Below are 24,190 nucleotides of genomic sequence, written 5' to 3'. Positions count from 1 at the left end.
CTGCATTCATTTGCTCCGATTCTAGACTCATTTGCTTTCAATGAAAGAAAGCTTACTTTTCTTTCATTTGCTAGCACTCTTTTGCCCGAAGACAAAAAAGTCCTCTACCTTTCTATTAAATTCGCTGCTGTTTATACTCTGTTGGCGTCATTTCTGTGATCTTCTTAAACACACGACTAAAATAATTGGGGTCCTTATAGCCAACCTCATAACAGATTTCTTTGAGACTTAATTCCCCTGCCTCAATGAATTGTTTAGCCTTGTGAATTCGAATATCAGTTAAGTAATCTATAAACGTATCACCTACATGCAGCTTGAACATTTTGCTGAAATAGAATGGGCTTAAATGAACTTGTTCTGCTACTGTCTCCATTAAGAGATCCTCCTGATAATGCTGAGCAATCCATTGTTTGGCTTTCTCAATGACAACTATTGTCTGCTGCTCTCTTACAGTCTTCATCGTATCTATAGTAGATGTCATTTCAGCATGATTAACGGCTAAGGCTAAACCTCTCTTTAGCTGATTAGAGAAGGTATGGTAATCTCGTACCTGCGTATGTATGTCTAGATCTAATTGTGTACAGCAGGAATAAGCTTCCAGATACGATCGTTTAAGCCCCCTAACACCGCTCTGCAGCGTTCCAACGCCGATGATAACAGCTTCATTAAATTGACTCCCAATATAATCAACTAACTTATTCGCGACCTGTATTTGATCCTCATCATTTAACAGGAAACATGTAATCTGCTTTCCAATGACAGGACTTACAATGCAGTTCATTCTAGATTTCATGTAATTACTAACAGCATGCAGGATTTTTCTACTATCTAACAGCTTGATCCCAGCTCTACCAATTTGCTGTTCAGCCCATGAGATAACGATGGATGAGCCTCGCTCCAAGCTGATATTTAAGAATTCGGATGCCTCTGTAATACTTGTATGCATAACTTGATCCAGCATCAGCATAAGGGCAAGCTCGTTCTCAACAATCGGCATCACCCGCAGTAGCTTCTCGGTCATTCTAAGCTCAGATTCTCGCTTCTGATCCTCGAATTCGAGCTCATCAACTAATCTTTGCAAAGTCCCGATCGTGTGCTCACGCTTACCCGGCTTAAGGATGTAATCCTTAGCTCCAAGTATTAAAGCTTCCTTCGCATAAGAGAAATAATCGTATGCTGTCACCATTACAATTTTGATAGCGGGATGACTTTCCTTCATTTGCTTTAATGCTACTAATCCATTGATACCAGGCATTTGGATATCCATTAGAACTATGTCAGGTCGGAACTGTTCGGTTTGCTTAATCGCCATCCGTCCATTCTCAGCATGATATATCTCGAACACGCCAGGCATCATTCGCGAAATCATCCATTCTAAGCCTTCTCGTTCGAGTGCTTCATCATCTGCTATTAACAAGCGATACATGAAGTAAATCCCCCTTTGTCCGGATAGGTACTCGAATGCAAATGCTAGTTCCACATCCTTCTGTACTATCAATCTCAATCAAATCATTCACCCCGTAGAATAGCTGCAGCCGTCTAAATACATTTCGTGTACCGAGTCCTGTAGAATGACTTCTAGAAATATCTGTGCTGTTATTTGCATTGAATTGTAGGAGCAGCTGCCTTGTCTCCTCATTCATACCTACGCCATTATCGATAATTCGAATGACAATTCGATCGATTTCTTGATGAATTTGCAGTTTAATATAAGCCCCCTCTTCCATCCCTTCAATACCATGCTCAAAAGCATTCTCGATAATAGGCTGCAGTGTCAGGCTCGGAATAACTTGATCCAAAGTCGATTCTTCAATTTCTGTAAGGAATGAAATACGATCACGAAACCTAGCCTGCTGAATTGTAAAGTATTCCTTGGCATTATCAACTTCATCCCGAAGCGTAACGGCTTGATCTAGCTTGCGCAGATTGTACCGAAGTAAATTGGACATTGACACAGTCAAATCACTTGTTCTCTCCGCTCCTTCGAGCAGAGCAAGCCGAGAAAGCACATTGAGCGTATTAAATAAGAAATGCGGGTTAATTTGACTCTGTAATGCTTTAATTTCGAGTTCCTTAACAAGGCGCTCCTGTTCCATCCTCTCTTGATCCCGGATCATCAGCTCTTTAATATTTAACTGCATATGCCTGAATGCAATCGTTAGAATACCAATCTCATCGCTTCTATGTATTGGAGGAGGTGCTACTTCTAGATTGCCTTTGGATATTTGTCTAGCTGTATGCAATAGGCCCCCGATTGGCCTTGTAATACTTTGGGATAACCAAATCGTGAAAAAAAATCCAAGCACCAAGTTGGTGATGAGTAAACCTTGGTCAATCTTGTTCATATTGTTCGTTGTCAACAGCATTTTCTTATATAAGGGTTGATAAAAGCTAAGCTCCATATCCACTAAATTCTGATGATCTTCTTTGATGTATGTCGCCGTATTCTCCGCTTCTTCATAAGCACTCACATAGTTCTGCGTATCATTCTGATCGAGTGCAACGATGACGGCATCTGTAGCATCTAAATAGGTTTGGAGGAGATTCATATAATTACCTAGTGCAAGATCGTAAGCAGCATTCCGTTTCTTCTCCGACAATTGACCTTTAAGACCATTAAGCTCTGTCTGCAATTCTTCAAACTCCGTATACTGCGAACGATACTTCTCCACCACATAGCTACTGAGAATACGTAAATTATCCTCCGTCTTATGCGAGATTTGCTTGTATAATAGGATGCGATCAAGCATTAAGTTGTAGCTTTCCTGAATGGATCGACCACTTTGATAAATAATGATTGTAACTAAGTTCACCATAATGACCATCAGAGGGATAAAAATAAACAATTTCATGCGAATACTCATCGGTTATCCCCCTCGTAATGCATTCGTATGATTTAAAATCTTCACTTCCGAATACTGGCTGCTTGGTACTTGCTGTCCCTCCATAGATTGATGCAATAATCGAACAGCTTCTTGGCCCATAATATAAGGCATTTGCATAACACTAGCCTCTATTTCTTGTTTAGCAAGTGCTTGACGAGTCTCAGGCAGATCATCAAAGGCATATATTTTCAAATTATTCTGATAATTTAATGTGTTTACAGCTTGCATAATCCCAAGCCCATCAAGTGAACTAAGTCCGACCATCACATTCAAATCGGGATATTCCGTAAGCATTGTCTGTGCCGTCTGTGCAGCTTGTATCCTAGAAATATTCGAGACATCAATATGAACAATTTGTAGGCCTGGATATAAATCAGTTACAGAACGAAATCCTTCTAATCGAAGCTGCTGATCAAGTGCTTCTAGACTGCCGACTATAATCCCCAGTTTACCCGACGTACCACTAGACTTCACGACTAGCTCAGCGAGCCCTTTCCCCGCTTCGTAATGATTCGTTCCTACATGTGCAATACGTTTACTATAAGGAACGTCGGTATCGATCGTAACAACTGGAATTCCCTTCTCAATCGCTTTATCAATCAGCTTACGATAAGAATCCCCATGTACGCCTTGTATGAGAATACCGTCTACTTTCGCAGCAATATATTTATCTAATAGCTTCGTCTGTTCCTCCACATTGAGTCTAAAAGGTCCGATATATTCCATTTGAATATCCCACTGCTTAGTCGCCTCGCGTGCACCCTTCTCGACTGTTCGCCAGAACGTATTATCGAGTTCTTGAGAAATAAGCACAATATGCTTAGGCTTAACGGTATCCGTTCCAATATCCTCAATTTCCCTAACAATCCCCTGAATCGTATAGAAGGAGTAAGCAAAATAGCTTAACAAATACACAAAAATAGCAAGTAACACCGTTAAACTAACCGTCCATTTGATATCTGTTATTTTACGAATATGTCTCCCTCCATTCAGTCCGTAAGACTTCAGACAACTCTAAGTAGCTTGATCTAGCTAGTGATCGACTTAAATAACAATTCAAAAGTTACGGCCATCTGGGTTCCAATATTCGAATTTCCTCTTCCCATCCCCCAGTATAATCTCGTTCCGAGATACGTTTGTATGGCAATTTCACCAATCATTTCAGGGGGCATCGAACGAGTAAATTCTCCCCGCCTTTGACCCTCTGCAATTACTTCTGTCAATGCTACAAGCAGCTCATCAATTTGCTCCAGCTGATTACGAATCGCTTTGGGACTTGAGAGATTCCCCTGATTCACGGCTAAGATGAACTGCCTAGTCATATGAAATTGATCAATTTGCATAATCAAATAACGTAAATGCGGAATAAGAAGCCCTGGCTGCTCCTTAATTTTGCGCACCTCATCTACAGCCCACATCACCTGAATATCACAAATTAAATCTTCTTTATTGGCAAAATAGTTAAAGAACGTGCCTTTGGCAATCCCCGCTCGCTCTGAAATCTGATTAATTGTGGTCGCTTCATAGTCCTGCTCTGCAAATAATTCAATAGCAGCCTTAAGTACATTCTGGCGTGTTAATTGCTTCTTAACCTCACGATTCATAGGAAACGCTCACCCACTTGGATTGAAAAGTGTACAGCTTCTACTGTCTTCAGTATACAAAAATAAGAACACCAGTGATATATATAAATTATGACCATGAGTACAAAATTCACTTGACCACGAGTTATATTATGGATATAACTAAAATATATATGGTAAAATCATCCTTACATGGAGATAAGAGGTGGGTTATGATTGATGCTTGGTTAAAGGGCCTTGCCAGAATAAAATGGATTGTCCTAATCATCTGGATCGTTGCTGCAATCGGCTCTGTATTCGTTTTTCCTGATCTAGGTCAAATCGTTAGACAAACAGAATGGCGCTTCGTTCCGAAGGATGCCGCCTCTGTTCAAGCACAACAAATTCTCGATTCGATGAGTCCTGACCACAAGTCCAAATCAAATGCAGTGATCGTCTTTAATCGTGAGAACGGATTAACAGAGAACGATCAATTATGGCTCCAGAATAAAATTAGCGATTTAAAACGTGATCAATCTACTCTTGGCATATCGGGAGTCTTATCCCAATTTGATGATCCTTCCCTAGTCGATAAGTTTGTTTCTGAAGATAAGACAACCGAGATGCTTGTCGTTGAATTACCTAAGGACGTACAGGTCGCTGATACCTCGGATAGTATTGGTAAACTGAAAGAATTCATGAAAGATGTACCCCAAGGTGCCTCAATTGAATTCACAGGCTCAGCACCAATCTATATTGATTATAGTCATTCCGCTGAAGATGGCCTTCGTAAAACGGAAGTTTTAACAATTATTCTTGTAGTTCTCATTCTGCTCATCGTGTTCCGGTCACCAGTTGCACCCTTTGTCCCGCTACTTACAATTGGAGCTTCCTTCATCATCACTCGCGGTCTTGTTGCAGCATTCGCTAAACTAGGATTACCCGTATCTACATTCACAGAAACATTCCTAATCGCAGTCATGTTCGGTGCCGGTACAGATTACTGTATCCTACTCATTCATCGATTCCGAGAAGAATTATCCAAGACGCCTGATCGCATCGTTGCTCTTATCCAAACGGTCAAATCGGTTGGTAGAACTGTCCTATTCGCCGGTAGCACAGTGTTTATCGCATTCTTTCTTATCGGATTTGCCAAATTTGGTCTATATCAATCTGCCGCTGGAGTTGCTGTTGGTGTAGCGATTACCTTATTAGCTGCGGTCACACTGGCTCCTGCCATTATGCTCATTCTAGGACCAGCTATGTTCTGGCCGATTAAAGTGAAGTCTGGAGAAGGGCATCGAGATTCGAAGGTATGGACCGCGTTTAATCGAATATCGACTAAACGTCCTCTACTAGTTCTAATATGCTGCATTGTTGTACTGACACCTGTAACACTTCTATACGAAGGAAATCGATCCTTCGATGATCTTGGCGAAATGAACCAAAGCTCATCTGCTGTGAAGGGCTTCCGTACCGTTGAAGACAAATTCTCTTCTGGTGAAGTGCTTCCGGTTACAGCCGTTATTACAGCTAACGCTTCGATGCGTACGCCTGAAAGTATCGCTGCACTAGAGAAAGTTAGCAGTGACATTAGCAAGCTGGCACATGTCAAAGAAGTTCGATCTGCTGCAAGACCACTTGGTAAGCAAATCAAAGAGTTAACTGTACCAAGTCAGCTTGAGCAAACGACCAAAGCCATAACGGATGTACGCTCAGGCGTACAACAGCTTGGTGAAGGCTTGCAAAAGGCGAATACTGAATTAAACAGTAATATAGGCAATATAGACAAACTACAACAAAGCGCTGACTTAATCGCTAACAAAATGAAAGAAACTCAGCAAGGCTTAGGGCAAATAGCGGGTGGACTAAATCAGTCTAAGCAAGGTGCTCAGCAATTAACTGGCGCAGCTTCTCAGCTTGAGCAAACAGCGTTGTCCATGAATGGTGATCTAGATGCACTAGTTCAAAAATATCCAGACCTTGCAGAAGAGCCTCTCTATACGAGTCTAGTAACCAAAGGTAAAGGCATTTCTGGCGGTTTAACACAAACTAGCCAAGGGCTGCAAGGATTAAATCAAGGGATTTCTCAGCTAGCCCCTTCTATTGGACAGATTTCGGATGGAATAGGGCAACTTGCTACAGGTCAATCTAAAGTTGTGATAGGAGTCGGAGAACTGAAGAAAGGAATTACACAGTTTTCCTCTGGTCTTGGAGAAGGTAGTAATGCGATATCCCAAATGACAGAGGGCTTAGGGCAAATCGCGGAAGCTCAGCAAGGCATAGTGGATGATGGATCTAAACAAATTGCTGGTTGGTATTTACCTCCTACTATGCTTACTGAGAACGAAGAGATCCAAAAAGCATTGGATGCTTATGTATCTAAGGATGGTCAAATTACTAAATTAGAAATTGTGTTTAACATTAATCCCTATTCCGCTGACGCTATGAACGCTATTCCCGTTATTCAAGCTTCGATTAAACAGAGCTTGAAAGGTACTTCCATTCAAGAAGCGGAGATTAAATTAACAGGAACAACAGCTGAATATACGGAACTAAAGGAAATCTCAGCTAGTGATTTCATTTATACTGGTGGACTTATGCTAGCGGGAATATTTGTCATTCTTATTCTTTTATTAAGGTCACTCGTAATGCCCATTTATTTATTAGCTTCACTTGCCTTTAATTATCTTGTGACGATGGGGATTCTAGAGTTTATTTTCGTTAGACTGCTCGGACTCAGTGGGCTTTCATGGTCCGTTTCCTTCTTCCTCTTCCTCATCCTAGTTGCTCTAGGGGTAGACTACAATATATTCCTGATGTCCCGCTTCAAAGAGGAATATAAACTAGGCCAAGGAAACGTGGTTAGTGCACTTAGCAAATCCATGCGAACAACAGGCGGCGTCATCACCTCTGCTGCCTTCATTATGGCAGGAACCTTCGCAGCTCTCATGCCTGCTGGGGTTACCACCTTACTCCAGCTCGGAGCTGGAATCGTGATCGGATTAATCGTTTACTCATCAGTGATGATGGGGCTTGTCATTCCGTCGATTACAGTATTGTTCGGTGAAGCGAATTGGTGGCCACTACGCCCACGTGCACAGAAGGAACCAATGAAACCAACCATAAATTCATTCGAGAAATAATTTTATTTTAGTTTAAACTTAATATGGATATGATTGGGTTCAAAGGTGAGATCCTTAATGGCTACCCATTCAGGCAGCTTAGAATCAATCGGTATACGAACAGTGGGAATATGAAACATATTGCTTGGAATGCGGATCGCCTTAAAGTTGGTCTGAGAATGCTTCACTACGAGGTTTCCTTGCTGCCATTCCAGATCAAATCTGACTCGTGCACCAACATCAACCATACCGTTCCACTCTAAGTTTATATCAGCGACTACACTATTTCCTTGCAAATCAAAATGTGTACCTAAGATTTCAATACCATTAGGCAATTTAGCTTTATCAGCAAAATGCTCTTTGAACAAATCATTGAGCTCATCTTCTGATAGATCGAGTTCTAATTTAAAGTCCTTCACCATCTGCCACGCTTTATCTGTAATCGAAACCTTATTGTAGGTCCAGTTAAGCTCACGGTCAGGCTTTATATAGAACAGTATACCTACAGCAAAAATCACTAGTACGAGAATTAGGATGAAGAGCGTGTATAGAATTTTCCTAAGCATATCACATACGCTCCTTTAATCTTTGTTAGGCTAAAATCTTGAGTGAAAAAGGAGCTTGCCCCTTAAATAGAAAACTCTACTTTTGGGAAAGCTCCTGTGATTACAACTAACATAAGTCTTATACTTTATCGGAAGAACTGTCATCTCGCTTGGCTTTAAGCCACTTGGGTGCACCTTTGTTCTTACGTTCACGTTCAAGCTCTTTATTACTCTTTCTCTTAGGAGGAGTAACTTGTCCAGGTTGCTTGTGCTTATCCTTCGTATTCGATGACTTATTCGCTCCTGAAGCTGCAGTTGACGCTTGACCAGAGGTCAAACTATTCGTAGGCTGATCCCTACTGGTTGACTTAGCTTTAGCCCCAACCTGCTCGAAGGAAGCTTTATTCGAATGAGATGTATTCTTCGATGAAGCAGGCTTCTTAGCTCCACCTGGTTCGATGATCTTACCTCCAAACATCTCTTTAAGCGCAATATCGATATTCAATTGCTTCGCAATTTTCTCAACGATCCATACTTCCTTCGGTGTAACGATAGATATTGCCATCCCCTTGCGACCCATACGTCCAGTACGACCCACACGATGTAAATAGTATTCGTTGTTAATTGGAAGATCCAAGTGGAAAATATGAGTAACACCTTCGATATCAAGTCCCCGCGCGGCTACATCCGTCGCTAATAACAGTTGGAACTTCTGATCACGGAATCCTTGCATCGCTTGAGCACGGTCACCTTTGCCACCAAAGCCCGATAAAGCATGTGCAGATAAACCAACATGCTGTAATCTAGACAGGACGTCACTAACATCCGATGTTGAATTAATAAACACGATGGCTAAGGTCGGTTTCAGTATATGTATCAGTCTACGTAAGGTATCTAGCTTATTGCGTTCCTCGCATACATAGTACTGATGCCCGATTGTTGCTGAAGTGAGTTGTTCAGGGTTAATCGCTACTTCTACTGGCTCTTCCATACGTTCGTGTGCTGCACGATAGACTGTATCCGTTACAGTCGCTGAGAAGAATAACAGCTGTCTTGTCTTCTGCATGCCTTTGAGTATCGTATCAAGTTCACTAACTGAACCTAAAGCATAGACCTGATCAACCTCATCTATTACAACGGATTGCACATGATGAACGGTCAACTTACGAATCCGAAGTAATTCTACAATTCTTCCCGGTGTTCCAACTGCTATATGTGGATGCTCTTTGAGCTTATCCACTTGACGGGATAATGCTGCCCCACCGATAAGTGCCTGAGAGCGAACCTTATGCTCCTTATCCATTCCATTTGTCAAAGAATCAATTACTTGCAGAATTTGAACGCCAAGTTCTCTAGTCGGCACAATAACGAGAGCTTGCAGATGCTTACTCGATAGATCAATTGCTTGTAACATGGGCAAAAGATAAGCAAGCGTCTTCCCTGTACCTGTCTGAGACTGAGCAACTACATCCTTTCCAGCTAGGATAGCCGGAATCGCTTCAGCTTGAACATTCGTTGGAGATGTGACCCCCTCTGCCTCAAGTGCATCTATCCATCTATCATTAATTCCTAATTCACGAAATCCATTATTTAATGTCAACGCCTAATCCTCTTTTCTGTACGTACACTTTGTTCTCAAAGTCCAATTATAAGCTATCGCTCTGTATACACACAAACCACAAAGCTCACACGCTTTATTTCTTATTCAAAAAGCGACCCGCAAATCGATCAAATGTACGTGGAAATAGCTGCGATAACACCACACCAAAAGCGAATAGCTTCGGTAAATTCTTCTCAGGACTCCCACGTTTAATCGATTGAATGACAACCTTCGCTACCTTCTCAGGCTTCAACATAAAGGACTTCACACTCTTCACATAATTACCCGAAGGATCTGCTGTTGCAAAGAATGGCGTATCGATTGGTCCAGGATTAATCGCAGTTATTTTGATGCCTGTAGCCGCTAATTCTTGACGAAGAGAATTCGTTAAGCCAAGTACAGCATGCTTCGAAGCAGAATAACCAGTTGATTTAGCTGTTCCCATTTTGCCAGCAATCGAAGCAATATTAACGATATGTCCACTTCCTCTTCTCATCATTCCCGGAAGCACAGCCTTCGTACAACGTATTATTCCCATATAGTTAACATCCATCATATCTACGAATTTCTCGATTGGAGTATCCATGAATGTTTCAAACACACCAAATCCCGCATTATTAATGAGAATATCGATTTGACCATAATCTCGCTCTATTTGTTCAAATGCATGACGAGTAGAATTATCGTCTTTGACATCGAACGCATAGATACCGATTGATCCACCTAAACGCTGAACCATTTGTTGCAGACGCTCATGCGATCTACCCGTAATGATCGGAATCGCACCGATTGCTACTAGCTCTCTCGCCATTTCAGCGCCAATCCCACTGGTTCCCCCAGTTATGACAACTACTTTACCCGATAAATTCAATACCATTCACCGTCCTCACACAAGTAAGTAGAATCGGCTTCGCCGCCAACACCAAAAAAATAGACGACTATTTGTTAGCCGCCCCAGATTTTTTCTCTATTATATAACTTTTAAGAAATAATTACCTGAATGTTAAGCTCACCAATTCCATCCATTATGAGAGGAATCGTGAGTGCTTTCTTGCCATCAATAGATTTGCGTTGCAACGATTCCATTAACTTAGGAGGGGTTATATCGACCTTCACGCCCTGATTATACAGTAATGTAGTAGCGTTACCCGAAATCATATTACTAAGCTCTGAAATTGCGCTATGACCAATTTCATTCATTTCATGTAGAATAAATCCGCCCATCATTGCTGATACAACCTTGAGTGCTACAGACTCTTCCAAGCCGAAAACTATATCGCCTTCTAATTGTCCAGTCATCCCAATTTGAATCCAAATATATTGATCGAGCAAGCCGATATTCTTAACGCTTAATTGTCCAGTCGTTGGCTTTACATTCGCAACCTGTTCAATCACAAATCTTGCCGATTCTAGAAATGGATTGATTAACTCAGCTTTCATCGGATTTACTCCTTATCGAAGAGGATACATGAATATGCGATTTATTTCTACATTTTATTTTTACATTATAACTAAAATTGTCCAATAAGTATACTTATTAAGAATATTTTGTCGCAAAAAAACCTTGAGCTGCAAAAGCATATTGCTCAAGGTTCCATTTAAGATTTATTTTAAGCCTGAAGTTGTATAGTTCTCGATAATTTTTTTTTGGAATACGATAAACACAATGATTACTGGTAAAACCATGAAAGTAGCACCTGCCATTTGAAGGGCATTGTTTCCTCCATACTGGCCTTTCAATAGAGACAAACCGACAGAGAGTGTATAGTACTTCTCATCACTCGCGATAATTAACGGCCACAGGAAGCTGTTCCACCCTGCAATAAAGGTTAGAATTGCTTGCACTGAAAGAATCGGTTTGGAGACAGGAACAACAATTTGCCAGAAAGTCCTGAATTCACTTGCTCCATCGAGTCTTGTCGCTTCCAGAATTTCATCTGGAATCGTGGTCATAAACTGTCTGAACAAGAAAATCCCGAATGCACCGACGAGACCCGGCAGTACAATACCGATCATCGTATTGGTTAAACCCATTTCATTCAGAATCAAATAAACAGGAATCATCGTTACTTGACCAGGGATCATCATAGTTGCAAGCACCATAATAAATAATTTATTACTGCCTTTAAACTTGTATTTGGCAAAACCATAGCCTGCCATCGCATTCAGGAACATCCCGACGAACGAGAACATAACGATGATCAGCGTATTCTTCATATAAACCGCAAAATTCATTTCTTCAAATAGCTTCTTGAAGTTCTCAAATGTAATTTCTTGAGGGAACAATGTCGGCGGAATTAAAATAATTTCTTGCTCCGTTTTAAGCGAGGAGAGAATCATCCAGACAAATGGTAAGATGAAAAGAATCCCGCCCAATGCCAAAATTATTCCGGCTGTCCATTGAAAAACTCTATCTTTATTAGGAGCTTTACTACGCTTTGTTGATACGGCAGCTGATTTCACTTTTACACCTCCGCTCTTAATAATCTGATTCTTTATTTTGCATACGGAATTGGAACAAAGTCACCGTAATGATTGCGATGAACAAGACGAATGAGCCTGCCGCTGCATAACCGAAGTTACTTAATTGGAAACCATTCTTATAAACAAATAGGGCTACTGACATCGTACCATCAAGCGGTCCGCCCTTAGTCATAATCAATGGCTCCTCGAAGAACTGCAGCCATCCGATCATCGTCGTAATCGATACGAAGAAAATCGCAAAGCGCAGCATCGGAAGTGTAATCTTAACGATCTGCTGCCATGTTGTCGCTCCGTCAAGCTGTGCTGCTTCGTACAAAGACCTAGGAATACCTTGCAAAGCAGCAATGAAAATAATCATATTCAAACCAATCGCTCTCCATATTGCGAGAAGGATCAGAGATAATTTCGCAATTGTTGGGTCTGTCAGCCACGGGACCGCAGGCAAATTAATCGCTTCAAGTATATAGTTGAACAGCCCATAAGTAGGGTTATACAAGAAGGCCCAAACAACCGCAACCGCGACAACGTTTGTAACAGAAGGCAAATAATATACAACGCGGAACACTTTAAAGAACTTGGAGGTTCCGAGATTGATTAGTACCGCGATGCTCATTGAAAGGATAACGACAAGAGGTACACCAATAATAACGTAGAACAGTGTATTTAAAATAGATTTTAGAAATACAGGGTCAGCCAGAACATCCAAATAATTTTTAATCCCCACAAACTTCACGTTGGAATAATCTGCGAGTCCTGCTAAGTCCATATTAGTAAAACTGATAAAAAGTGCTATGAAGATTGGTAGCACTGAAAATATAGTCAGCAATATAATTGCTGGCGCAATAAAGAAATAAGGTGTTTTTTTGCCAGACAAGCTTTTCATGTCGAGTCAGTCACTTCCTTTAGTCCAAGGTATATGGATAATGATAGCTAACCGACTACTAGAGCCGGTTAGCTTCGTGGACCAACATTATTTTTTCATAATTTCTTCCGCTTTTTTGTTGAATGCATCCATTTCAGTTTGTACATCAGCACCAGCGCGGTAGATACGCTCGAAGCTGCTTATGAAGTTTTGAGCAATTTCCTCAAATGGCTTAATAAGCGGCATAGGAACTGCTGTTTGCAATTGCTCACCGATTACTTTGTAGTTTGCATCAGAGTTCAATTTTTCATTTTCCCAAGCTACTTTGGTAGATGGAAGTGAAGTTGTAAGTTCCATCCATTTCAATTGAGATTCAGGCTTGCTCATGAACGATACGAATTTCATAGCTGCTTCTTCATTCTCTGTGTACTCGAATACGGACAAGTTCGATCCGCCAAGTGAAGAGAAGTTGTTCTTTTTACCTGAAGGAAGTACTGCAGTTGCCCATTTACCTTCTAGTTCAGGAGCTTGTTCATTGATCAATTTAACCATCCAAGGACCACTGACAAACATCGGTGTTACACCATCGCCACGGAAGCCTTGAATTACGTCCATACCGAGATCAACTGGAGCGGATTTATCTTGGAAGAATTTATTCATGTAGTTTACTGCCTCAACGAATTCAGGCTTGTTAAATTGTGGTTTGCCATCAGCATCGATCAGTTCGGAACCGTTTTGACGAGCAAACATGAAGCCTAATGATTGTTCTTTAACGTCAAGTGCATATCCGAATTTATTGTTGCCACGCTCTGCTAGCTTTTTGGAAGCATCCAACATTTCATCCCAAGTTTTTGGCGCTTCATTATAACCAACTTCTTTCAGCAAATCAGTACGGTAGTATAGAACGCGAGTATCGATGTACCAAGGCACACCTACATATTTATCTTCATAAGTACCCGTTTGGATGGATCCAGGGTAGAAGTTATCTTGGTTAAGTTCTGGATATTTATCCAGGAACGGTGTTAAGTCTTTAAGTGCTCCAGCATTCGCAAACTCAGGAATCCAAGTTGTTCCCATTTGTACAACGTCTGGACCTTTTTTGGATGCTACTGCTGTAAGTAATTTGTCATGAGCTGTATCCCAAGGCAATGCTTGTACTTTAACCTTAATGTCAGGGTTTTCTTTTTCAAACATCTCAGCCATTTTTGGAAGGGATTTGGCTTCTTCACCCATTCCCCATACATTGATTTCAACTTGCTTGTCAGTGCCAGCAGCACCTTTTTCTGTCTCATCTTTATCAGATGACGAACATCCTGTTAATACTCCAGTAAGTAGTAATGATGAAGCTAAACTAATTGCTAATGTCTTTTTACGCATTTTAATTCCTCCCAAGTATTCTTAGTTGTTATTGTTTGCCTTTTGGCAAATTTTATTTCTAAAGAAAAGAACAATAAGTATCAATTAGTAATGCAGATCTTTACCAGCACCCCCTAAAAAATCCAGTATAACTTCCCCTTATCAAACAATCAAAATAATATAGCTGTTGAAACGTTTTTACAAGCCGCTAATCGGTTAATATTTTTTCTAAAAATCTCATTACAGACTTTATCTAAACGTTTCGATGATCATTATATAATAAAATGTAATCGTATTCAAGCGGCTTGAAGAAATAATTTAAACGTTTCTATTCCAATTAAAACGATTTCAAATGATTTATTGACGTTAATATGAAAGCTGTTTATAATGAATTTGTTCATTTTGAAACGTTTCGATTCGTGTGTTACTATGTATAATATACAAATAATAAGTTGGGTACTCCCAAACGTTATGGAGGATGTCAGATGAATGAACTCAAATTGATTTCATTAATAGAACAGATGTCTATAGAGGAAAAAATTAGTCAATTAATGCAGTTAGCAACTCCTTTTTATGAAGTGGCTGAAAGTGAAGGTCAAATTACAGGCCCCATGGAAGCCATGGGGATCACCGATGACATAATAAACAATTCGGGTTCTGTACTTGGTTTATCAGGTGCCAAAGAGGTTCTGCAAGTACAGAAAGCCTATTTAAGTAAAAGTCGGTTAGGAATTCCTCTGTTAATCATGGCGGATATCATTCACGGCTATAAAACGATTTTTCCAGTCCCCCTTGGGCTCAGCTGCTCGTGGGATATGGAATTAGCCGAGAATAGCGCTGTAGTAGCAGCGGCAGAAGCATCAGCAGCTGGTGTTCACGTTACCTTCGCTCCAATGGTCGATCTTGTCCGAGATCCTCGCTGGGGAAGAGTGATGGAATCTACAGGAGAAGACCCTTACCTTAACAGCCAATTTGCTAGAGCTTTTGTTCGAGGATTCCAAGGAGAGGATTTAACGAATGATCATTCTCGTGTAGCTGCCTGTGTCAAACATTTTGCAGCATACGGGGCTGCAGAAGGTGGACGCGATTATAACACGGTCGACATGTCCGAATGGCGATTACGTGAAACGTATTTGCCTGCTTATAAAGCAGCACTTGAAGAAGGCTGCAAAATGGTAATGGCAGCTTTTAATACGGTTGATGGTATTCCAGCAACAGGAAATAAGCGTTTGCTCCGTAATTTACTTCGAGATGAATGGGGCTTTGATGGTGTGCTCATCTCCGATTGGGGTGCAGTCAAAGAATTGATTCCTCATGGCGTAGCTTCTGATGAGAAGGAAGCAGCATATAAAGCAATCCATGCCGGAATCGATATCGAAATGATGACACCTGCCTATGTACATCATTTAAAGCAGCTTATCGAAGAGGGTCAGGTTGATGAAGCGTTAATAGATGAAGCCGTACTAAGAATCTTAAAACTTAAAGTTGAACTTGGATTATTCGATAATCCTACCCGCGGAGCTAGCGTTCAGCTTGAACAAGAGATTACGCTGTCCGAAGCGCATCGTAGTGCTGCCCGAGATGCAGCTGCTAAATCTTGTGTCTTGCTAAAGAATGATAACGTTCTACCCTTACAAGCTGAACAAAAGATCGCATTGATCGGTCCATTCGCTCAAAGCGGAGATATTCTCGGACCTTGGTCCTGGATGGGTTCTAAGGAAGAAGCTGTTCAATTATACAGCGGTATGACAACCACTACTGATTCATCCAAGATTAGCGTTACGCAAGGCTGCGGAATCGAGACGGCAACAGAATCTCAAATGGACGCTGCTTTAGAGACAGCACGCAGCGCTGATGTGATCGTACTCGCTCTAGGCGAAGATTCCTTAATGAGCGGTGAGGCCGGCTGTCGTGCGGATATTCGCTTACCACAAGTTCAGCTCGATCTAATCGCGAAGCTTAAACAGTTAAATAAACCGATGGTTGCTGTTTTATTCAACGGACGTCCACTGGATTTACACGGTGTATATGATCAAGTTGACGCAGTGCTTGAAGCTTGGTATCCGGGAACGGAAGGCGGTATCGCGATCGCTGAACTGTTATATGGCAAACGAAATCCATCAGCAAAACTCACCATGTCATTCCCTTATTCAGTGGGACAAGTTCCTGTTTATTACAATCATTTTAGAACAGGGCGTCCACAAGGTGCTGCAGATGCTCAGGAACGTTACGTTTCACAGTATTTAGACATTCCAAATGAACCGCTTCTTCCATTTGGGTTTGGTCTTAGCTATACAACCGTTGCATACAGCGAAGCACACATTTCCTCTGAGACGATGTCGATGGAGCAGCCACTAACTATTAGTGTACAGGTGGCGAATACTGGAAATATTACTGGGGAAGAAATTGTACAGCTATACGTTCGTGATCTTGTTGGTGATGTTGTACGACCTGTGAAGGAATTGAAGGATTTCCGTAAAATCACACTTGAACCAGGTGAGAGTCAAAAAATCACCTTCACATTAACAGAAGAACAACTCAGGTATCATCATCAAGACCTGCAATATACAAGTGACCCTGGAGATTTTATTGCTTATGTTGGAACCAGCAGCCAAGCGTGTGCAGAATTGAAATTCAAATTAATATAAGCAAGAAGAAAGCGAGTGATCAATGATGACCAAGTCTACGAATATGAATTTTCATCTTTCCTCCGGTGACTTAAACTTTAACTTTGTATCTAGTGGCGATATCCGCGAAATCACTATGAATAACATCATGATTAACCAGTGGATTGCGAATCCACTCGATGGTGCATTAAACAATCTCTATCTTCGATTGCATACTGCAGATGGTATTCAAGCTGTACCTATGCTCGGTATTCATTCTAAAAGTGAAATTAGCCGTACTGACTCCGAGGTTATTTGGAAAGGTACTGCTCACGGATTAAACTACCAAGTAACCTTTACACTTACCTCTCACAATATTTGGTTCTGGGATGTTAAGGTTGAAGGTCAAGGTCAAGTGATCGATGTTATTTATGGACAAGACCTTGGGATTGCTGACAAGGGTGCAGTTCGTACGAACGAAGCTTACCTTTCGCAATATATTGATCATGCTGTGTTCGAAGATAAGGCCAAAGGGTATGTTGTATGCTCACGCCAAAATCAACCACAGCAAGGTACTTTCCCTTATATTCAACAAGGTTCATTAACGAACGCAACTGGATATTCAACAGATGGATTCCAATTCTTCGGACTATCCTATAAGGAAACAGATCAACCTCTTGCACTACGTCAAGAACATTTAGCGAATGAGGTTTACCAATATGAATTCGCGTATACGGCGTTGCAATCGGGGCGTGTAACACTGAATGGATCGGCTCAGTTTGTATTCTATGGACTATTCAACCCTAACCATCCAGCTGCAATCACTGCTTTGGAATACGATAGCGAGATTTCTGAAGCTTGGGAGCAAGTGAATAAGCAAGCTGTTCGTGATACCCAAACAGTAAACAAAGCATCAATTCGTGCATCGATTGGAGCGCCTCTAGCTACAGAACCGATGTCAATTGATGACGTGAAGAGCCTCTTCCCTAACCGTCATCAAGAGGAATGGCAAGGTGAGGAGCTACTAGCCTTCTTTACCGATACACATGAACATATCGTACTTAAAGCTAAGGAGCTGCTTGTTGAGCGTCCGCATGGTCATATTCTAATGACTGGTGATAATGCGCGAATGAATGATCAAATTCTAACGACTACTTCCTATATGTACGGTATATTTAATTCTCAGGTAGTGTTAGGAAACACATCAAATAATAAGATGATGACCAATGCTCGTAGTGCACTTAACATAATGAAAACATCCGGACAACGTATTTATATCCAAATTAACGGCGAATATCATTTGTTGACGATGCCTTCCATGTTTGAAATGGGCTTCAATTATGCTCGTTGGTATTACAAAATGGCAGATGATCTGCTCGTAATTACGAACTTCACTACTGTAGATACACCTGAATTGCATTTACAAGTTCGTTCTGCAAGCGGCAAAGCATATGAATACATGGTGACTAGCCAAGTAACGATGAACAATAATGAATATGTGGTACCTTTCCATATAGAGCAAGAAGCTGATGTACTTACCTTCCGTGCTGATGCTGCATCCGATAGTGCACAAGTATTACCGAACCTTTGCTACCGCATGAAGGTTACTGGGACTGATGCTTCTGTACAAGATGAAACTGCGCTTGTATCAAACATTGAAGCTGGTTCTACTTCTCTTGTTGTTCTTACACTTAGCGCAAGCAGTGAATGGAACCTGTCTATTCAGGGCTCACTTAATGGAGAAAAACTACCATTCGGCAATGTAGAAGCAAACAGTGAAATCGAACGCTACCGTGAATTTTATCGCAAGGTGATGAATGGCTTTAATCTGTCACACCCTGAAGGTACTTCAGACAAGCTGCAGAAGGTTAATGCTGTTGCATGGTGGTATACACATAATATGCTGGTCCACTATTCAGTGCCTCACGGCCTTGAGCAATATGGCGGAGCTGCATGGGGAACACGTGATGTGTGCCAAGGTCCTACAGAATATTTCATGGCTACCCAAAAATATGATGAGGTACGTGGCATTCTGAAGCAGGTATACAGCCACCAATACGAGGATGAAGGTAACTGGCCGCAATGGTTTATGTTCGATCAATACTACCGCATCCAGCAAGAAGAAAGTCATGGCGATATCATCGTATGGCCGCTCAAAGTACTAAGTGATTACTTAAACTTCACCAAGGACTACAGCATCTTGAACGAACTAGTTCCTTATACAGATCGTCATAGTGCTGAGTTTACGAAGGAACAATATACGATTTACGATCATGCTAAGAAAGAAATCGAATATATCAAGAGCCATTTCTTGCATGATACGCATCTGTCCTCCTACGGTGATGGTGACTGGGATGATACGCTTCAGCCTGCCAATGCACAATTAAAGCAATATATGGTCAGCAGCTGGACAGTTGCTCTAACCTATCAAGTATTTAATCAGCTCTCTGCTGCATTTGCAGAAACAGATGAAGCAATGTCTGCAGAACTGCGCGAACTTGCAGCTGGCATTAAATCAGATTTCAACCGTTACATGCTGCAAACCGATGTTATTCCTGGATTTGTATACATGGAGCAGCCAGGACAAGCTGAACTAATGCTGCATCCTACTGACACTAAGACAGGCATCCAATATCGTCTATTGCCAATGACTCGTAGTATGATTGCTGAACTTCTCACAGAAGAACAAGCGGCTGCGCATTACGAGCTGATCAAGAAAGAGTTGTATTGCCCAGATGGTGTACGTTTAATGAATCGACCTGCTAAATATGTGGGCGGCGTGAGTACACATTTCAAACGTGCTGAACAAGCATCGAACTTCGGTCGCGAAGTAGGTCTGCAATACGTTCATGCTCATATTCGATTCGTTGAAGCAATGGCTAAGATCGGTAAATCAGAAGAAGCTTGGAAAGGCCTCGAAATGATTAATCCTGTTGGCATTCAGGACATCGTACCGAACGCTGAATTAAGACAAAGCAATGCTTACTTCAGTAGTTCAGACGGCAAATTTAATACTCGTTATGAAGCACAGGATCGATTCAACGAGCTTCGTACCGGTGATGTAGCAGTTAAAGGAGGCTGGAGAATTTATTCCAGCGGACCTGGAATCTACATGAATCAAGTGATTTCGAACTGTCTTGGTATTCGCCATGAAGGAGCAGATCTTATCCTTGACCCAGTACTTCCGCAAAACTGCGATGGCATTGAATTTGATTTTGAGCTGAATGGACTTAAGGCTCGCGTTATTTACCACATCACAGGACAACCTGTTCAAGGTGTTACAATTAATGGTCAAGAAGCTCAAGTAAGCCGCACTCCAAATCGTTACCGCCAAGGTGGTATTCGTATTGAGGAGCAAGAGTTACACCGATTAATGAACCAAGAATGTAACGAACTGATTATTCATATGTAAGAAATCAATTTAACTACTAAAAATATGTAATGGCGATCTTTTCTTTTGAGATCGCCATTGCTATAGTAGAATGAGAGTTAAGATAGCGTGAATGATTGGAGAGAATGTCGTGGTCAGTATTAAAGATATTGCTAAGAAAGCAGGAGTTTCAATCTCGACGGTCTCCTATGCTTTAAATAGGAACCCCAAAGTATCCGCAGGAACATCTTCCAAAATTTTAGCCATTGCAAAAGAATTAAATTATGTGCCTAATGCGGCCGCCAGAAATTTAAAAAAGCAAGAAACTAAACTGATTGGTGCTTTTTTGACAGATTATTATGGCAGTTTCTATGGTGAATTACTGCAAGGTATGAAAGAAGTACTTAATAAGAACGGCTACGATCTAATCGTATGCAGTGGAACTCCTTCTCATAGACTCTTACCAGAGAAAATGATCGATGGTGCGATTGTTCTAGATGCACTTTTTCCTGACGAAGAATTACTAACATATGCGGAAAGAGGACATAAATTAGTCGTTCTCGATCGAGAGGTTTATCATCCAAATATAAGCCAAGTGCTACTTGATAATAAAGCAGGAGCGAGTCTTGCTATTGAATATCTAATCGAAAATGGACATCGCAAAATATATGTAGTCACCGGACCTCAGGATTCCTTCGATTCCCTTCAGCGGTTGCAGGCAGTTATCCAAACGGTTGGTCGCAATGAGCCGATTGATCTCGTTCAAATCCAAGGTAATTTTATCAAATCATCAGGAGAAGAAGCCGCTCAGCAGATTATTAACGAATATCAGGAGCCAGTTGCCGTCTTCTGTTTAAATGATGAAATGGCAATTGGAATTTATAATGCTGTAACCAAAACTGATTTGCGAATTGGAGAGCACATCCATTTAATAGGATTCGATAATATTGAACTAACGCAATATACGCAGCCTCGCTTAGCCACAATTGACTATTCGAAGCATAAATGGGGAGCTGCTGCTTCAGATCAAATCTTAAAGCTTATTGCAGGGACTAAAGTTGAACAAGAACGAATCTATGTCAAGCTAGTTCTAGGCGAATCCGTACAGCCTAAACAAAGCAAAAGATGAGCAAACACCTACTGGTGTAGTTCATCTTTTGCTTTATTTATCGATAATGTTGACTCTGGAAGATAAGGCTCATACATCATTAAAGCATGATTCTCTGTCACTAATTCGTCCTCGACTACTTGCCCTTCCTTATCTCTGATTGTCCGGTAAATCTCGTTATGACGTATATAACCGCCCCAATACTCTTGCGAGAACCAATGTCTTCGCTCATAGATGTGATAGTGATACCTAGCTTCCTCTGAGGCTCTCCATTTACCTACTAGCTCTGTGTCTGTTAATTCAATTTGAAGCTGATAGACTGCATCTGTATGATTCATGATTTGTAAATCGATGTAATTGTAATAGCAGGTTGCACCCGAGCCAAATGGTTGACTCCTACCCGCATCAGGAAATACATCATAACTATGCCGATAACGTTCAGTTACTGTAAGTGGTGTATGTAAGGTCATCCAATAAATCAAGTTAGATAGCTGGCACAAGCCTCCACCAATCCCAACTGTTACTTTCCCTTGACTCAGAATCATCCCGTCTACATAACCTTTCCTCCGTGTTGGCTTCCCTATTAAACGCCAGTATGAGAATGTCTCACCTGGATGAATTGTAATCCCATTTAATTTAGCTGTTGCTAGTCGTAAATTAATCGTTTTATTATCCTGCAGCCACATCTCAACTGATTGTAATTGTCTACGTAAAGGCGTTTGATGAGAGGCAACTTCATGGAGTAATAAATCACTGCTTCTATGTAATGCATATTTGCTAGAATCCAAATACCAATTAAGTCTTCTTTTTATTCGAAAAAAAGCAGTACCCATGTAAAGTCGAATTCGTGATCTTTGCTTTGGCTTCAACATACATAAACCTCCAAGTATTTATCAGATAATTCTATCATATCCACCAAAATACTGATAGAATATTACTATATATTCCTTTATTCGACATGTTAATCGTTTAATCACCCTTACGGAGGAGTCGTTAGATAATCCTATGCGCAACATCTTTCAAGTAATTCTTAAATGGGTCCTAAATGCTAAAGTGGCTCTGTTCGTTACAGCCTGTACAATCTATATCTTATTGATTTATTTTTTATCCGATACATTGCTTAATCCCTATTCATCTATTAAATGGGAAATCATTCCGTGCATCGTCCTCATTATATGTATTGCCATTTATGCTTTGAATCGTATTACCACTAGTGAGCAAAAATACAGATCTCTGTATGAGTATCATGCAGAAGCCATTCTCACGATCAATTTAAAGGGCAAAGTCACCAATCTCAATCAACAATACGAGAAATTATTTGGTTATAATATTGAGCATTTTACAAATAGAAGCTGGGATGAGGACTTGTCCCACTTAACCAAGTCTCAATTGGATATGCTAAGATCCAATTTTTTTGAAGCATTAAGAGGAAAATCATTGAATTTTGAAGTCCTCTATAAGCATAAAATGGGCTACACAATCGAGGTTAGTACTACACTAGTACCTATGGTGTCAAATAGTAAAATTGTCGGTTTATATGCTATATGCAGGGATATAACAGATATAAATCAACATAAAGCTGAAATAGAACGGCTCCATAAGCACTATCAGCTGTTGCTCAACTCCGTTACAGAGGGAATAGTAGGAATAGGCGTCGATGGTAAAATTAACTTCTGGAACCGTACAGCAGAGCGAATTCTCGGATACAGCTCCGATGAGGTTTACCAACAGAATTTCATGAAATTCTGCCAGTGCAGTTCATGCTCCAATTTGATAGATCAAGCGTCAGATAAGACTATATGTCAAAAAATACTTCAATGCTTATCAGATGGACAACAACGTGTATTTGATGAAGTCATGCTCTATCGGAAAGATGCTTCCACAATTCCTACATCACTTATCATTGCACCAACGATTCAATATGATGGTAAACAGATTGGCGTAGTGTGTACGTTCGAGGACATAACTGAATACAGGGAAACGGAGGAACTGCTTCGCAAATCCGATCGACTTGCAGCTGCAGGTCAGCTTGCCGCAGGTGTTGCTCACGAAATTCGTAATCCATTAACGGCACTTAAAGGTTTCTTGCGTTTATTTCCCAAAACGAACCTTCAGGAACACAACTATGTCTCTATCATGGATCGTGAGTTGCTCCGAATTGAATCGATCGTGAATGAATTCCTATTCGTAGCTAAACCGCATACTTCGACGTTTGAATTGCATCACTTAGATTCCATTTTGAATGAAACAATTGAACTATTAAACATACAAGCTCTCATGAACTCAGTCACAATCACTATTCATTATGAGACACCATTACCTTTAATTATTTGTGATGCTCACCAGCTGAAACAGGTATTTATCAATGTCATAAAGAATGCACTCGAAGCCATATCTGATGATGGTAATATTGATGTTCATGTCGCACATCAAATTGAACACAATAGAGTTAAAATAGAATTCGAGGATAACGGATGTGGTATTGCTCCTGAACGGTTAGAACAGCTTGGAGAGCCCTTCTACTCCACGAAGGAAAAAGGTACTGGACTTGGACTCATGGTATCCTACAAAATTATAGAGTCACATGGTGGAAACATAACGTTCAATAGCAGGCTAAATGTTGGCACGCGGGTCGAGATTTATTTACCTACACCACCTAGAGAAGAACATCGAAAGGATTGAACTAG

17 protein-coding genes are annotated in these 24,190 nt (G+C 40.8%); 5 read left to right on the top strand and 12 right to left on the bottom strand.

Translation table 11 applies throughout. The features are described from left to right. Window positions 1–115: 115 nt before the first annotated feature. The 4 genes from AC1DOK_RS16660 to AC1DOK_RS16645 form a co-directional block, all read right to left on the bottom strand. Window positions 116–1,426, bottom strand: a complete 1,311-nt coding sequence (locus AC1DOK_RS16660; protein ID WP_477555427.1) for a response regulator — start codon at window positions 1,424–1,426, stop codon at window positions 116–118. Next, a complete protein-coding gene (locus AC1DOK_RS16655) occupies window positions 1,401–2,864 on the bottom strand; it encodes a sensor histidine kinase (RefSeq protein ID WP_477555426.1) in 1,464 nt (487 codons plus the stop codon). The genes AC1DOK_RS16660 and AC1DOK_RS16655 overlap by 26 nt, the downstream gene beginning before the upstream one ends. A gap of 3 nt (window positions 2,865–2,867) precedes the next feature. After that, a complete protein-coding gene (locus AC1DOK_RS16650; RefSeq protein ID WP_477555425.1) occupies window positions 2,868–3,800 on the bottom strand; it encodes a sugar-binding protein in 933 nt (310 codons plus the stop codon). Window positions 3,801–3,913: 113 nt separating this feature from the next. Continuing rightward, a complete protein-coding gene (locus tag AC1DOK_RS16645) occupies window positions 3,914–4,489 on the bottom strand; it encodes a TetR/AcrR family transcriptional regulator (protein WP_477555424.1) in 576 nt (191 codons plus the stop codon). Window positions 4,490–4,680: 191 nt separating this feature from the next. On the opposite strand from AC1DOK_RS16645, the gene AC1DOK_RS16640 reads away from it, so the two are divergent. Then, window positions 4,681–7,593 (top strand): MMPL family transporter, encoded by a 2,913-nt coding sequence (locus AC1DOK_RS16640; protein WP_477555423.1) that lies wholly within the window; start codon window positions 4,681–4,683, stop codon window positions 7,591–7,593. 2 nt (window positions 7,594–7,595) lie between these two features. Here the strand turns inward: AC1DOK_RS16640 and AC1DOK_RS16635 are convergent, their stop codons facing one another. From AC1DOK_RS16635 to AC1DOK_RS16605, 7 genes are all read right to left on the bottom strand, one after another. Next, a complete protein-coding gene (locus AC1DOK_RS16635) occupies window positions 7,596–8,138 on the bottom strand; it encodes a hypothetical protein (protein ID WP_477555422.1) in 543 nt (180 codons plus the stop codon). A gap of 118 nt (window positions 8,139–8,256) precedes the next feature. Continuing rightward, window positions 8,257–9,717 (bottom strand): DEAD/DEAH box helicase, encoded by a 1,461-nt coding sequence (locus AC1DOK_RS16630; RefSeq protein WP_477555421.1) that lies wholly within the window; start codon window positions 9,715–9,717, stop codon window positions 8,257–8,259. Between the two features lie 94 nt (window positions 9,718–9,811). After that, window positions 9,812–10,594 carry an SDR family NAD(P)-dependent oxidoreductase gene (locus AC1DOK_RS16625; protein WP_477555420.1) on the bottom strand — a complete coding sequence of 261 codons (783 nt, stop codon included), beginning with the start codon at window positions 10,592–10,594 and terminating at the stop codon, window positions 9,812–9,814. Window positions 10,595–10,698: 104 nt separating this feature from the next. Next, the gene (locus AC1DOK_RS16620; protein WP_477555419.1) at window positions 10,699–11,157 is read right to left on the bottom strand and encodes a chemotaxis protein CheX; all 459 of its coding nucleotides are present in this window, start codon (window positions 11,155–11,157) and stop codon (window positions 10,699–10,701) included. Window positions 11,158–11,322: 165 nt separating this feature from the next. Beyond that, window positions 11,323–12,180 carry a carbohydrate ABC transporter permease gene (locus AC1DOK_RS16615; protein ID WP_477555418.1) on the bottom strand — a complete coding sequence of 286 codons (858 nt, stop codon included), beginning with the start codon at window positions 12,178–12,180 and terminating at the stop codon, window positions 11,323–11,325. A gap of 16 nt (window positions 12,181–12,196) precedes the next feature. After that, complete coding sequence (locus AC1DOK_RS16610; protein WP_477555417.1) at window positions 12,197–13,084, bottom strand: carbohydrate ABC transporter permease; 888 nt, start codon at window positions 13,082–13,084, stop codon at window positions 12,197–12,199. Window positions 13,085–13,171: 87 nt separating this feature from the next. Next, the gene (locus AC1DOK_RS16605) at window positions 13,172–14,440 is read right to left on the bottom strand and encodes a sugar ABC transporter substrate-binding protein (RefSeq protein ID WP_477555416.1); all 1,269 of its coding nucleotides are present in this window, start codon (window positions 14,438–14,440) and stop codon (window positions 13,172–13,174) included. Between the two features lie 464 nt (window positions 14,441–14,904). On the opposite strand from AC1DOK_RS16605, the gene AC1DOK_RS16600 reads away from it, so the two are divergent. The 3 genes from AC1DOK_RS16600 to AC1DOK_RS16590 all read left to right on the top strand — a co-directional run bounded on the left by AC1DOK_RS16600 (window position 14,905) and on the right by AC1DOK_RS16590 (window position 21,524). Next, on the top strand, window positions 14,905–17,067 hold the full coding sequence (locus tag AC1DOK_RS16600; protein WP_477555415.1) for a glycoside hydrolase family 3 N-terminal domain-containing protein: 2,163 nt from the start codon (window positions 14,905–14,907) through the stop codon (window positions 17,065–17,067). 25 nt (window positions 17,068–17,092) lie between these two features. Beyond that, on the top strand, window positions 17,093–20,437 hold the full coding sequence (locus AC1DOK_RS16595; protein ID WP_477555414.1) for a GH36-type glycosyl hydrolase domain-containing protein: 3,345 nt from the start codon (window positions 17,093–17,095) through the stop codon (window positions 20,435–20,437). A 109-nt stretch (window positions 20,438–20,546) separates the two neighbouring features. After that, window positions 20,547–21,524, top strand: a complete 978-nt coding sequence (locus AC1DOK_RS16590; protein WP_477555413.1) for a LacI family DNA-binding transcriptional regulator — start codon at window positions 20,547–20,549, stop codon at window positions 21,522–21,524. Between the two features lie 8 nt (window positions 21,525–21,532). Here AC1DOK_RS16590 and AC1DOK_RS16585 read toward each other — a convergent pair whose 3' ends face one another. After that, on the bottom strand, window positions 21,533–22,375 hold the full coding sequence (locus AC1DOK_RS16585; protein WP_477555412.1) for a VanW family protein: 843 nt from the start codon (window positions 22,373–22,375) through the stop codon (window positions 21,533–21,535). A gap of 133 nt (window positions 22,376–22,508) precedes the next feature. Here AC1DOK_RS16585 and AC1DOK_RS16580 point away from each other — a divergent pair, with 133 nt between their 5' ends. Then, on the top strand, window positions 22,509–24,185 hold the full coding sequence (locus AC1DOK_RS16580; protein WP_477555411.1) for a PAS domain S-box protein: 1,677 nt from the start codon (window positions 22,509–22,511) through the stop codon (window positions 24,183–24,185). Window positions 24,186–24,190 lie beyond the last annotated feature (5 nt).

The organism is Paenibacillus sp. P5_B5 (assembly GCF_056400365.1).
This window is presented reverse-complemented; position numbering and strand designations above follow the sequence as displayed.

Coding starts and splice junctions, on each gene's coding strand:
- AC1DOK_RS16660 (WP_477555427.1), bottom strand. CDS start 1,426: ATGTATCGCTTGTTAATAGCAGATGATGAAGCACTCGAACGAGAAGGC.
- AC1DOK_RS16655 (WP_477555426.1), bottom strand. CDS start 2,864: ATGAGTATTCGCATGAAATTGTTTATTTTTATCCCTCTGATGGTCATT.
- AC1DOK_RS16645 (WP_477555424.1), bottom strand. CDS start 4,489: ATGAATCGTGAGGTTAAGAAGCAATTAACACGCCAGAATGTACTTAAG.
- AC1DOK_RS16640 (WP_477555423.1), top strand. CDS start 4,681: ATGATTGATGCTTGGTTAAAGGGCCTTGCCAGAATAAAATGGATTGTC.
- AC1DOK_RS16635 (WP_477555422.1), bottom strand. CDS start 8,138: ATGCTTAGGAAAATTCTATACACGCTCTTCATCCTAATTCTCGTACTA.
- AC1DOK_RS16625 (WP_477555420.1), bottom strand. CDS start 10,594: ATGGTATTGAATTTATCGGGTAAAGTAGTTGTCATAACTGGGGGAACC.
- AC1DOK_RS16620 (WP_477555419.1), bottom strand. CDS start 11,157: ATGAAAGCTGAGTTAATCAATCCATTTCTAGAATCGGCAAGATTTGTG.
- AC1DOK_RS16610 (WP_477555417.1), bottom strand. CDS start 13,084: ATGAAAAGCTTGTCTGGCAAAAAAACACCTTATTTCTTTATTGCGCCA.
- AC1DOK_RS16605 (WP_477555416.1), bottom strand. CDS start 14,440: ATGCGTAAAAAGACATTAGCAATTAGTTTAGCTTCATCATTACTACTT.
- AC1DOK_RS16600 (WP_477555415.1), top strand. CDS start 14,905: ATGAATGAACTCAAATTGATTTCATTAATAGAACAGATGTCTATAGAG.
- AC1DOK_RS16595 (WP_477555414.1), top strand. CDS start 17,093: ATGACCAAGTCTACGAATATGAATTTTCATCTTTCCTCCGGTGACTTA.
- AC1DOK_RS16585 (WP_477555412.1), bottom strand. CDS start 22,375: ATGTTGAAGCCAAAGCAAAGATCACGAATTCGACTTTACATGGGTACT.
- AC1DOK_RS16580 (WP_477555411.1), top strand. CDS start 22,509: ATGCGCAACATCTTTCAAGTAATTCTTAAATGGGTCCTAAATGCTAAA.